The sequence below is a fragment of the Saprospiraceae bacterium genome (genome assembly GCA_016714025.1).
In the GTDB taxonomy this organism is placed as follows: Bacteria; Bacteroidota; Bacteroidia; order Chitinophagales; family Saprospiraceae; genus Vicinibacter.
The window spans coordinates 1,901,046-1,913,306 of record JADJOB010000002.1; the positions used below are offsets into that span (position 1 = coordinate 1,901,046).

10 protein-coding genes are annotated in these 12,261 nt (G+C 36.5%); 8 read left to right on the forward strand and 2 right to left on the reverse strand.

Going from position 1 to position 12,261, the window contains the following annotated elements:
- Positions 1 to 4 precede the first annotated feature (4 nt).
- The 4 genes from IPJ80_10615 to IPJ80_10630 all read left to right on the forward strand — a co-directional run bounded on the left by IPJ80_10615 (position 5) and on the right by IPJ80_10630 (position 4,787).
- Entirely contained in the window at positions 5 to 1,510 is a 1,506-nt protein-coding gene (locus tag IPJ80_10615) for a Gldg family protein (GenBank protein MBK7913938.1), read from the forward strand.
- Between the two features lie 44 nt (positions 1,511 to 1,554).
- Positions 1,555 to 3,177 carry a DNA polymerase/3'-5' exonuclease PolX gene (locus IPJ80_10620; GenBank protein MBK7913939.1) on the forward strand — a complete coding sequence of 541 codons (1,623 nt, stop codon included), beginning with the start codon at positions 1,555 to 1,557 and terminating at the stop codon, positions 3,175 to 3,177.
- Between the two features lie 100 nt (positions 3,178 to 3,277).
- On the forward strand, positions 3,278 to 3,847 hold the full coding sequence (locus IPJ80_10625; protein MBK7913940.1) for a DUF1573 domain-containing protein: 570 nt from the start codon (positions 3,278 to 3,280) through the stop codon (positions 3,845 to 3,847).
- 67 nt (positions 3,848 to 3,914) lie between these two features.
- Positions 3,915 to 4,787 (forward strand): UbiA family prenyltransferase, encoded by an 873-nt coding sequence (locus IPJ80_10630; protein ID MBK7913941.1) that lies wholly within the window; start codon positions 3,915 to 3,917, stop codon positions 4,785 to 4,787.
- On the opposite strand, the gene rdgB is transcribed toward IPJ80_10630, so the two are convergent.
- Together rdgB and IPJ80_10640 are read right to left on the reverse strand one after the other, a co-directional pair.
- Positions 4,778 to 5,356: an RdgB/HAM1 family non-canonical purine NTP pyrophosphatase gene (gene rdgB / locus IPJ80_10635; protein ID MBK7913942.1), complete on the reverse strand. Its 579-nt coding sequence runs from the start codon at positions 5,354 to 5,356 to the stop codon at positions 4,778 to 4,780. The two genes, IPJ80_10630 and rdgB, sit on opposite strands and share 10 nt — an antisense overlap.
- A gap of 249 nt (positions 5,357 to 5,605) precedes the next feature.
- Positions 5,606 to 6,034, reverse strand: coding sequence for a hypothetical protein (locus IPJ80_10640; protein ID MBK7913943.1), 429 nt, complete (start codon positions 6,032 to 6,034; stop codon positions 5,606 to 5,608).
- Positions 6,035 to 6,123: 89 nt separating this feature from the next.
- On the opposite strand from IPJ80_10640, the gene IPJ80_10645 reads away from it, so the two are divergent.
- The 4 genes from IPJ80_10645 (at position 6,124) to IPJ80_10660 (ending at position 12,165) form a co-directional block, all read left to right on the forward strand.
- Positions 6,124 to 7,203 (forward strand): branched-chain amino acid aminotransferase, encoded by a 1,080-nt coding sequence (locus IPJ80_10645; GenBank protein MBK7913944.1) that lies wholly within the window; start codon positions 6,124 to 6,126, stop codon positions 7,201 to 7,203.
- 168 nt (positions 7,204 to 7,371) lie between these two features.
- Complete coding sequence (locus tag IPJ80_10650; protein MBK7913945.1) at positions 7,372 to 10,335, forward strand: SusC/RagA family TonB-linked outer membrane protein; 2,964 nt, start codon at positions 7,372 to 7,374, stop codon at positions 10,333 to 10,335.
- Between the two features lie 30 nt (positions 10,336 to 10,365).
- Entirely contained in the window at positions 10,366 to 11,682 is a 1,317-nt protein-coding gene (locus IPJ80_10655; protein ID MBK7913946.1) for a RagB/SusD family nutrient uptake outer membrane protein, read from the forward strand.
- A 48-nt stretch (positions 11,683 to 11,730) separates the two neighbouring features.
- Positions 11,731 to 12,165, forward strand: a complete 435-nt coding sequence (locus IPJ80_10660; GenBank protein ID MBK7913947.1) for a DUF1761 domain-containing protein — start codon at positions 11,731 to 11,733, stop codon at positions 12,163 to 12,165.
- Positions 12,166 to 12,261 lie beyond the last annotated feature (96 nt).

A 12,261-nucleotide genomic window follows, 5' to 3' on the forward strand; every position in this document is an offset into this window, starting at 1 on the left:
GACTATGTTTAAATCAAAAATCAACGTAATTGTTTTGGCTATTTTAGTATTGCTTGGAATTAATTATGCAAGCCGTTATTTGTTTCTTCGTTTTGATCTGACTGAGAATAATGAATTTACACTTTCTAAAGCCAGTAAGGATATATTAACTAATCTGGATGATGCGGTTGAAGTGACCGCTTATTTTTCAGATGACCTACCTGTTGATATTACGAAGGTGCGGGAGGAACTAGAAAATTTGCTCAATGAATTTTCCAGTATCGCTAAAGGAAAGTTTAGCTATAAATTTATTGCACCAAATAAAGATGCACAAAAAGAAGAAGAGGCAACTAAAGAAGGGATACGTCCTGTGATGATCAATGTCCGGGAAAAAGATCAATCCAAGCAACAAAAAGCATTTTTAGGTGCTGTGATTAAAGCTGGAGATAAAAAAGAAACCATTCCGATTATTCAACCTGGTACAGCAATGGAATATGCATTTGCAACCGGAATTAAAAAATTGGTGGGAAAGAACAAACCATTGATTGGATTTATTCAAGGTCATGGCGAACCACCAATTCAGGAATTAGCGCAAGCCTATCAGGAATTAAGTATTTTATATAACATCAGTTCGGCATATATAAATACCGATACAGTAGATTTGTCAGCATTTAAAACATTGATTTTGGTGCGGCCTACAGACAGCATCCCACCTCCGGATTTACAACGTCTGGATCAATTTTTATCAAAAGGAGGAAATTTAATACTCGCGATCAATCAAGTAGATGCCAATATCCAATATGGGATGGCAAATCCTATGAATACCGGATTAAAAGAATGGTTGCTCACTAAAGGTTTGGAAATCGAAGACGCCCTGGTTCGAGATACGCGCTGCGGTCAGGTGAATGTGCAACAACAACAAGGATTCTTTTCGTTTTCATCTCCGGTTCAATTTCCTTATTTGCCTTTGATTCAAAAGTTTCCAAATCATCCAATTACTAAAGGCTTGGAACAAGTCATGTTGGAGTTTGCAAGTCCGCTTAATTTCAAGAATGCTGCCGGAATTCAGTTTGTACCTTTTTTATATACATCAGAAGCCTCTGCCAGAGAGAATGCTCCATTAAGATTTGATGTGCAAAGGCAGTGGACCAGTGCTGATTTTCCAGAAAAAAATATTTGCGTGGGAGCCGTCTTGGAAGGAAATTTAGTTGGAAATCAGTCCAGCAAATTGATAGTTTTTGGTGACGGGGATTTTGCAATTAATGGAAGAGATCAGCGCAGGCAAAATGCAGATAACATCAACTTATTGGTAAATAGCATTGATTACCTCAGTGATGATACAGGTTTGATTGATTTGCGTACCAAATCTGTTGAAACCAGACCCATTGAAGAACTCAGCGATTCCAAGCGATCCAGTTTGAAATACCTGAATTTTCTATTGCCAATGGGGCTCGTTGTGGCTTATGGTATTTTCAGATCCAGTCAAAACAGGCGCATCCGAATGACCCGCATGGAAATGCGTGTAAAATAATTGAATCAGGAATGTAATGGTGCATTCCAATAATATCTTTCAACTTGACAAATAAAGACATCGCAGGTTTATTTCATGAACTCGCTTCTTTGATGGAGTTGCATGAAGAAAATCCTTTTAAAATCCGCAGCTATGAAAATGCATACCTCGCCTTACGAAAACTAGATGAGCCATTGCTCGAGCAGGATCGCGAAGCGTGGTTGCAAATCAAAGGGATTGGAGCAACCATTATGGATAAATTGGAGGAAATTAAAAACACCGGCAGCTTTGCAAGTCTTGAAGAATTTAGAGCCAAAACACCGGCAGGCATTCGCCAAATTTTAAGGATTAAAGGACTGGGTCCCAAAAAAGTAAAAACTATTTGGAATGAACTGCATGTAGAGTCACCTGGAGAATTATTGTACGCTTGTTATGAAAACCGATTGATTGAATTGAAAGGATTCGGAGATAAGTTGCAAAAGGAGATCATACAAAGCATTGAGTATTTTAACAGTCAGCAAAACTTGTTTTTGTTTGCACAACTGGAAGGGGAGGCCAACATTTTAATTGAACAACTTCAAAAATTGAATCCCACTGCCCGCTTTGAATTTACCGGAAGCTTGCGAAGAGCAATGCCTACATTAACCGGTATAGAAATTCTTACGGACGCAAATGATTTGCAATTACCTGAAAAATTTGAGCATAGGGATGACAACTATATCTGGAATGAACTGGTTCCTGTAACAATTCATCAATCAGATTTAAGTCATTGGGCGCATGAGCAATTGCGGATAACAGGAGGATCTGAAAAATTCTTGCATCAGTTTGATTCTGTTTTTAAGAGTTCACAAACATCGGATGAAGCAAGTTTGTTTGAAAGCTGTAAGCTTCCATACATTGTTCCTGAATGTCGTGATCTGGAAGATTTTAATTCATTTGATATTGGAAATTTAATCACAGAGGAAGATATCAAAGGAGTTATTCACAATCATTCCAATTACAGTGATGGAATTTATTCGATTGAGCAAATGGCAGCAGAGTGCATTCGCCTGGGTTATTCATATTTTGTAATTTCGGATCACTCGAAATCTGCATTTTATGCAAATGGATTGCAGGAAGAACGCTTGATGAAACAGTGGAAAGAGATTGATGTACTCAATGAAAAATTGCACCCATTTAAAATTTATAAATCCATTGAATCTGATATTTTAAACGATGGCAGTTTAGATTATTCTGATGAAATTTTACAAAAGTTTGATTTGGTGATTGCTTCTGTACATAGCAATCTAAAAATGGATGAAGAAAAAGCAATGAATCGATTGATTAAAGCCATTGAAAATCCATTTACAAGAATATTAGGACATCCAACAGGTCGTTTATTGTTGTCAAGAAAAGGATACCCATTAAACTATAAAAGGTTAATCGATGCTTGCATTGCAAATGAAGTGGTAATGGAGTTGAATGCCAATCCGCTGCGTCTTGATATGGATTGGACTTGGATCCCTTATGCCATGGAAAAAGGCATGAAAGTTTCCATCAATCCGGATGCACATAATTTAAAAGGCATTCGGGATATTCGTTACGGTGTTCTTGCCGCACGAAAGGGAGGCTTGACAACGAATAATTGTTTGAATACAAAGTCGATTGCAGAATTTGATCTTTGGATTCAATCAAAAAACAGGTTTTAGTAATCATTAACAATACATTTGAAATAGAATAAATGGTGTTACTTTCAGGTAGGTTAATTTTACATTCTCAATCTAACAAGTAAAAAATCATATTTAAATCATGAAAAATTTAAAATTCTTTTCTTTTGGTCTTTTCGTAGCCCTTGTAGGAATTACTTCTTGCAAGAATGACAAAGCTGCTGGTACTGATGCAGCTGCTACTACTGAAGCAGGTACTGCTGCAAATGCAGCTGGTTTACCAAGCGCAGAGCCAGGAACTATTATGGCTGCTGAAGGTGCTGCTGCGGCTGCTCCAACAGGTCCAACTACTTCTATGGAGTTTACAGAAATGGTTTATGACTTTGGTGAAATCGTTGAAGGTGAGCACGTAAAATATGCATTCAAATTTAAAAACACTGGAAGCGAGCCATTAATTATATCTGATGCAAAAGGAAGCTGTGGTTGTACAGTTCCAGATTGGCCAAGAGAGCCAGTTGCTCCAGGTGCTACCAGTGAAATCAAAGTTGAGTTTGATTCTAAAGGTAAAGGCAGTGATGATGGTTCAAAACAAACTAAAAAAGTTACTGTAACTGCTAACACCAATCCTCCACAAACTTATTTGACAATTACAGGTGTTGTAAAAAAAGATCCTAAAGCTCCTAAAACACCGGCTACTCCGGCAATAAAATAAGCTTTATTTTCAAAACTTATAGAGACCCATCCTGTTTTTACAGGGTGGGTTTTTTGTTTATACGAATATGAAACAAATTCAGAATTATCTATCGCTGGTTAAATTTAGTCATACGGTATTTGCCCTACCATTTGCAGCAATTGGATTTATTATTGGCACTAAAGCCATGGGAAATGGCATTTTGGATTGGCAACTTTTTGCTTTGGTATTGATTTGTATGGTAACTGCCCGTAATGCAGCGATGGCCTTCAATCGATGGGCAGACCGGGATATTGATAAATTAAATCCCCGGACGGTGATTCGGGAAATACCTTCTGGTATTATATCATCAAAACATGCTTTGTTGTTTGTTGCATTCAATGCAATTGTATTTTTAGTATCTGCCTACTTTATTAATTGGCTTTGTTTTCTATTATCCCCAATTGCATTGATAATTGTATTAGGATATAGTTATACGAAACGGTTTTCTTGGTTTTGCCATGTGTTTTTAGGATTGGGATTATCCTTAGCACCTATTGGGGCTTATCTGGCTGTGACAGGTCATTTTCACTTTTTGCCCATCTTGTATTCCGTGGCTGTAATCTGTTGGGTTGCAGGTTTTGATATTATATATGCATTACAAGACATTCACTTTGATCAGGAACACCAATTGTATTCAATTCCAGCTCGTTTTGGAATGACTAAAGCCTTGTTAGTTTCAAGTTGTTTGCATCTGGTTTGTGCTGTAAGTATCATTATAGGTGCCTGGATTCTTCATCAGGAATTTGGCTTAAATTATTTAAGCTATTTGGGAAGCAGCGCATTTATTGTTTTATTATTTATTCAACACCGGATTGTTAGTCGGGGTGATTTAAGTAAAATCAATTTGGCTTTTTTTACTACTAATGGAATTGCCAGTGTCGTTCTTGCCGGCTGTACAATTTTGGATTTTTATTTATAATGTTCAAGATGGTCAATTAATTTTCGGAGAGCTTCCGTTCGATGACTGATTTTTGTTTTGGTTTCAATTCCTAATTCGGCAAACGTTCGATCGTATCCAAAAGGAATAAAAACAGGATCATATCCAAATCCGGAATCACCTCGTGGATTTTCTGCAATGACTCCTTTAATAATCCCTTCAAACAAATATTCTCGTTCATCCAGAATGCATGCAATTATAGTACGAAATTGAGCATTTCGATTTGACTGTCCGTTTAATTTGAATAAAAGTAATTTGATATTATCCCGATCATTTTTTTGCAATCCTGCATAACGCGCAGAATAAATTCCTGGTTCATTATCTAATGCAGCAACTTCCAATCCGGAATCTTCAGCAATGCAATTTAAACCGGTCGCTTCTTTAAAATACCTTGCCTTGATTAATGCATTTTCTTCAAGACTCTTTCCATTTTCTTCAATTTCTTTATCAAACCCTAAATCATTTAAATCTTTAATTTCATATTCATTTGGAAGGATGGCTTCCATTTCCTTCTTCTTATTAGGATTCTTAGATGCGAGGAGGAGGAGCATTTCAATTAAGAATAAAAATTAAGAATTAAGAATTAAGAATTATGGGAGCGGAGCGTATATCCCGCGTACTCGCGGGAAGAATTATGGGAGTGTGGAGGACAGCCAGTGTACTCGTGGGAAGAATTAATGAACTATAAATTAATAAAAGCATTAGCTGAAGTAAATATTCATGTTTTGCAGTGCGATATAGAAAATACGATACGAAAATTATTCATTCAAGTTTGTAAATGATTGTTTAGCAAATGAAATCTAAAGCTTCATCTCTTGTAATGCTTTCCATAATACTTTTTTGGATTGATCATTTGAATACGTTTCAAGGGAATCTGCAAATAATACGAGTTTATTATATATTGAATAAACCTGGTGCTTATTATTAAATCCTTGTAAACTCAATTGGTTTGGATTTATTCCAAATCCCACAATGCATTTTAATGAACTGTTTACAATTTGATTGAATTGTAAACAACTTGTTGGATTGAATGAGATAATTTTTACATCATGATCCCAAGATATATTCAAAGCATTGATAATTTTCTTTAATAGATCTGTTAGGTTTGTTTGTGCCAGTTCGCGATCTGATACAAATACCAACCAGGAATGCGAATCAAGCAGATCCAATGAAACTAAATTGATTTCAGGCAAGGAATACGTGTGTGTTTGACTAACTACTTTTTTCAAAACCAAAACTTTGGTTAACTGTTGTAAATTAAAGAAATAAAAATTATAAAAACAAAGCAGATTTCATTATTTTTGTCAAAACGAACCATATGGACCACAAAATCAAAATCACGCGGACCCGCCAATCAAGAATTAGTGAGGTCGATTTCAACAACATTCCTTTTGGAAAGGTGTTTGCAGATCACATGTTTATTGCGGATTTTGACGGACAGCAGTGGAAAAATTTTGAAATACGTCCATTAGAGCGAATCCCTTTACATCCGGCAACCATGGCTTGGCATTATGGTCAAGGAATTTTTGAAGGAATGAAAGCCTCCATTACAGATGATGGTACCCCATTATTATTTCGACCTTATGATCATGCAGAGCGATTAAATGTGTCTGCTCATAGGATGTGCATGCCAGAATTTCCAACCGATCTTTTTGTTGATGCCTTGTGTCAGTTGGTTGCTTTGGATAAAGACTGGATTCCAAAAGGTGAAGATTGTGCATTGTATATCAGACCGGTTATGATGGCAACTGATGAGTTTGTTGGTGTTCGTTCATCTGATACTTACAAATTGATGATTATGAACTTGCCTTCTGGCCCTTATTACAATAAACCAGTTTCATTGTTGGTTGAAGAGAAATACGTAAGAGCTGTAGATGGGGGAGTAGGAGAAGCAAAAGCAGCAGGTAATTACGGTGCTGCGTTGTATCCAACGAAATTAGCAAAGGATAAAGGCTATGATCAGGTTATGTGGATGGACGCACATGAATTTAAATATGTGCAAGAAGTTGGTACAATGAATATCTTTTTTGTACTCAAAGATGTTGTGCTGACACCCAATCTTAGCGGTACGATTTTACAAGGGATTACCCGGGATAGCATCATTACCTTGTTGAAAGAGAAAGGGTACAAAGTTGAAGAGAGGCCGGTTAGTATGGAGGAAATCTATGCTGCCTATAAAAATAAAGAATTGATCGAAGTTTTCGGTGCCGGAACTGCAGCAGTAGTGGCGAATGTCAACCGAATCGGTTATAAAAACAATGAATTATTGTTTGATGCCTCTCAATGGGGCTTATCTACTATGCTTAAAAATGAAATTAACGGCATTAGAAAAGGAAGGATTGCCGATACCCATGGCTGGATCCTGCCCATTACAATAGAACAAGAAGTGGCCGTCTAATCTAATTTTGATTCATATTTTTATTTGGAGGACATCGCGAATTCTTAGCAGTTCACCAAATATAATTTGGGTTTTTACCTATTGCTTATTTTTAATTGTTGAATTTTGGCACGTTTTTAGATTTAATGGATTACTTTAGTCCAAATTTCTAATCCAAAATTTACGATTATGTTTAAAGAATACAAGTTTAAAAGGCTTATTCTACTACTAGGCCTTTTCGTTTCCTTGAATCTTAATGCCCAATTTACTGCTACAGGTAAGGTTTCTGATGAAAATGGAAACCCACTTACAGGCGTGGCTGTTCAAGTTAAAGGGACCACCATCGGTACCTATACAGATCTGGATGGAAAGTTCTCTTTGGAAGTTCCGGGTTCTTCAGCAATTTTAGTGATTGCCTATCTTGGGTACTCTGAAATTGAAAAAGTAGTCAATTCGGGAGATGCCATGCAGGAGATCAGCCTGACCGGTAAAGCCACCGTAATGGATGAAGTCATTGTGTCAGGTCTTGCTACTACTATCAAAAGGAGCAATGCAGCCAATGCGGTTGCCGCTATTGAAAGTAAAGATCTGACGGGAACAACAGTACAACAAACCATGGACGGTGCACTGTATGGAAAATTTACAGGAGCCAATATAGTTGCCAATTCGGGTGCACCCGGAGGGGGTATCGCAATCAAATTGCGAGGAGTGACAACCTTAACAGGAAACTCACAACCACTTTTTATTATTGATGGAGTCTATATTGATAACTCTTCGGTTTCCTCCGGACTAAATTCACTTTCACTTGCATATCGTGATGGTCGACCCGCCGGGGATCAGGATAATCCTTCCAATCGGATCGCTGACTTAGATCCAGAGGATATCGATCGAATTGAAATTTTAAAAGGAGCCTCAGCTGCTGCTATCTACGGTTCTCGTGCAGGAGCAGGCGTTGTTATCATTACTACTAAAAGAGGGCAAACTGGAAAAACTAAAATTGATGTTTCCCAAAGTTTTGGTTTCAATAGCGCCATTAGATTGCTTGGAACTCGTGATTGGGACTCCACTAAAGCAAAAACCCATTTTGGTGTCAATGGACAAAATGCATTCCTGGAAGCACAAAAAGCTGGAAAAATTTATGATTATGAAGATGAATTGTATGGAAACAAAGGATTCCTTTCCAATACCAGATTGAATATCAGCGGTGGAGATGATAAAACAAAATACTTCGCAGGAATGACTTATAAGAATGAAGATGGAATAGTTGAAAACACCGGATACGAACGCTTAAATTTTAGATTAAATCTGGATCGTAAAATTTCCAAAAAAATTGATCTTTCATTGAGTTCAAACTACATGAAAAGTGAGGCGGATCGTGGTTTTTTTAATAACGACAATTCTTCTGCAACGATGGGTGTTTCTTTGGTAAGCACACCGGCCTGGGCGGAATTACACCCGGATGATAAAGGCAATTACCCAAACAATCCCTATGCACCTTCCAATTTTTTACAAACAGGTGCTTTGATGACAAATAATGAAAATGTCAATCGTTTTATTGTGGGTGGTTCGTTGAGTATTGCTTTATATCAATGTCAAAAATCTTCCTTGAAAATAGTAGGACGTGGTGGTTTGGATAATTATACTTTGCTTACTACGGTTTTAGCACCAAGTACCTTGCAATGGCAAAAAGATGGAAATGGAACAAATGGAGCTTCAATATTAGGAACCACTCTTAACACCAATAAAAACTTAGGTGTTTTTTTAGTGCATCAGTGGCAACCTGGAAGTTTAGGTTTGAGATCACAAGTTGGATTAACAGCTGAAAATTTTGATCAAAATTCAATTTTAAATAAATCCAACTTTTTAATTGGATCGCAATCTAATTTGAATCAGGCTGGTTCAGTTTCCGTTTTACAAACTAAAGTAATTCAAAAGGATCGTGGCTTTTTTGCACAGGAAGAAGTAAATTGGGATGATAAACTGATTGTTACTCTTGGTCTGCGTGCAGATAAATCATCAAACAATGGCGATGCCAACAAATTATATTATTATCCTAAAGCTTCAGTTGCTGCAAATATTACCAAGCTTGGAAATTTTGCATCGGATAAACTGAGTGATTTAAAATTAAGAGCAGCCTATGGTCAATCAGGAAATTTTGCTCGCTTCGGATCAATTTATACACCGCTAAATTCTATTGTGATTGATGGTTCAACCGGATCTATCATTGGACGAACTTTGGGATTTAGTGAGTTAGGTCCCGAAAAACAAACCGAGATTGAAACTGGATTTGATTTGGGACTAATAAAAAACAGAATTCAACTTGATTTTACTTATTATATTAAAAACATTGAGGACCTTGTTTTACAAGTTCAGGTACCAGGTTCAACTGGTTTTACAAACCGTTGGTTGAATGCTGCTGAATTGAATAATAAAGGAATTGAAGTCGGCGCTTCAATTAATGCCATTCAAAGAAGTCGTTTTAACTGGAATACGCGTTTAGGTTTTTGGAAAAATACCGCAACAATAGAAAACCTAAAAGTTCCTTCATTTAATGAAGGAGGTTTTGCTCCAATCTTAGGTGTATTTACAATTGAAGATGGAAAAAGTCCAACTCAAATAGTTGGTTCAACCTCTGATACAACGGATGCAGACGGATTAAAGGTTTGGGGTGATGCTGAACCTGATTTCAATTTATCCTGGTCAAATAGTTTAAACTTTGGAAATTTTGATCTTTCGTTTTTATTTCATTGGAAAAAGGGTGGAGAAAATATTAACCTAACTACTTTACTTTCTGATTTATCAGGTACCAGTGCCGATTACGATGAGAAAAATCTGGATCCGGCTCAAAAGTTAAATAATGGAGATTATCGGGTAAGTCAATTAGGTTCCAGTGCGCATGTGTTTATTGAAGACGCCAGTTACATTAGACTTCGTGAAATAGGATTAACCTATAAGTTACCAAAAAATATGTTTAACGACAAAGCGCAGGTTAAAGTTGGAATTTCTGGTAGAAATTTAATTAATATTTTTGATTACAATAGCTATGACCCGGAAGTTTCCAATTTTGGAAGCCGCGCAATTTCAAATGCCATAGAGGTAACACCGTTTCCTTCTTCCAAGAGTTTAGTATTTACTATTGCAGCAACATTTTAAATTTTAAAAAGAAAGATCATGAATACAATAATGAATAATTTGAAAAATAAAGTTTGGATCTTTTTAATTTGTATACTTGCCGGTATAAGCAGTTGTGAATTAGATGATATCCAGGATCCCAATAACCCAAGCGTAGGTTCTTTGGAAACCAATGCCACAATCAGCGAACTTCAAAATTTGTTGGATGGAATTCAGGCTGCCATGAGAAATGAGTATGGTATTTACTTTGATGGAGTAAGTGTAATCGGAAGAGAAGTTTACCGGTTCTCTGGATCTGATCCAAGATATACAGGAGAATTATTAGGAGCATCAACTGGAATTTTAGATGCAGGTGCTTTCTACATTCAAAATACTTACAATGCCAGATATCGTGTTATTAAAAATTGTAATATCTTAATTACGGCTGTAAAAAACACAAAAGCAGCCTTAACTGATGAACAACGTAAAGCACTTAATGGATTGGCAAAGACCATCAAAGCACATGAATTGTTGATGGCTTTTAATCAACAATTTGACAATGGAATCCGGGTACAGGTTGAAAATCCGGATAATTTGGGTCCATTCCTTGATAAAGCTGCTTCATTAAATGCAATTGCTGCATTATTGGATGAAGCAAGTGGAGATTTGAAATCAGGTGGAGCAGCATTTGCATTGAAACTTGGAAAAGGATATGCAGGATTCGATAATCCTTCAAGTTTTTTAAAGTTTAACAGGGCTTTGAGTGCACGGGTAAATGCCTATCGTGAAAATTGGGACGGAGTAAATAGTTCTTTGTTGGAAAGTTTTATCAGTGAAAATGGCGATTTTAAATCCGGGGTTTATTATATATTCTCAAAATCTGGTGGAGATATTTTAAATGAAGTTTTTTATCCATTGAATGTAAGCGGTGAAGTCAGGTTGGCTCATCCCAGTTTGATTGCAGATGCTGAAGCCAATGATGCCCGGATTAGTAAAGTTAAAAAACGCAATGCGCCAACTACATCAAATGGTCTGACCAGTGAATATGATTTTGCTTTATACCAAACTAATACTGACCCAATTCCAATTATAAGAAATGAAGAATTGATTTTGTTGGAAGCTGAATATTATATTCAAAAAGGACTTACAGTTGAAGCGGTTCGTACATTAAATATCATTCGGAATGCTGCCGGATTACCTAACTACAGCGGGGCTTCCGATAAGGATGGACTGATTCGTGAGTTATTGAAGCAACGGAGGTATTCATTATATGGGGAAGGCCATCGCTGGATTGATATGAGGAGATACGATAAATTATCCGAACTTCCTATTGACCGGGCTGGAGATGATGTATGGTTAAAATTTCCAAGACCGGCTAACGAAAATTAAATCTTTTATTTTATAATTAGTATTACTTTATTTAAACAAAACAATTGTATGGAACCACAACTAAACATGATGGCTGTATTGGTAGCCTCTTTAATTCCAATGATTATGGGATTTATTTATTATCATCCAAAGGTTATGGGAAATGCCTGGATGAAATCCAACGGATTTACGCTAGAAAGCCTTGGTAACGGACCTAAACCAATTTATTATTTGGTATCCTTGGTCTTATCCTTTCTTTTTGCAGTCAAATTTGCTCTTGATGTAACCGGACCTGGTCAGGATGTTGCTCCTGATGGACATAGCTATGTTACATTCCAACATGGTATGGCTCATGGAATCATTAATACTATTATGATCATACTTCCAATATTTGGTACATTATCGATTTTTGAAAAAAGATCTTGGACCTGGGCATTTGTTAATATTGGTTATTGGGGTTTGTGTTTAATCGTTATGCAAGGCATCTTAAGCGCTTGGAGATAAATTCTTCAGTTGATTTAAAAAATTAAAATTTAGTCCCGTTAAATTTATTTTTAACGGGACTTTTTTTATATCTGAATAGAATTTTAATGACAATTC

Bases quoted from the DNA above. Each gene is read 5' to 3' on its own strand.
- IPJ80_10615 (MBK7913938.1), top strand. From the start codon at position 5: ATGTTTAAATCAAAAATCAACGTAATTGTTTTGGCTATTTTAGTATTG.
- IPJ80_10625 (MBK7913940.1), top strand. From the start codon at position 3,278: ATGAAAAATTTAAAATTCTTTTCTTTTGGTCTTTTCGTAGCCCTTGTA.
- IPJ80_10630 (MBK7913941.1), top strand. From the start codon at position 3,915: ATGAAACAAATTCAGAATTATCTATCGCTGGTTAAATTTAGTCATACG.
- rdgB (MBK7913942.1), bottom strand. From the start codon at position 5,356: ATGCTCCTCCTCCTCGCATCTAAGAATCCTAATAAGAAGAAGGAAATG.
- IPJ80_10645 (MBK7913944.1), top strand. From the start codon at position 6,124: ATGGACCACAAAATCAAAATCACGCGGACCCGCCAATCAAGAATTAGT.
- IPJ80_10650 (MBK7913945.1), top strand. From the start codon at position 7,372: ATGTTTAAAGAATACAAGTTTAAAAGGCTTATTCTACTACTAGGCCTT.
- IPJ80_10655 (MBK7913946.1), top strand. From the start codon at position 10,366: ATGAATAATTTGAAAAATAAAGTTTGGATCTTTTTAATTTGTATACTT.
- IPJ80_10660 (MBK7913947.1), top strand. From the start codon at position 11,731: ATGGAACCACAACTAAACATGATGGCTGTATTGGTAGCCTCTTTAATT.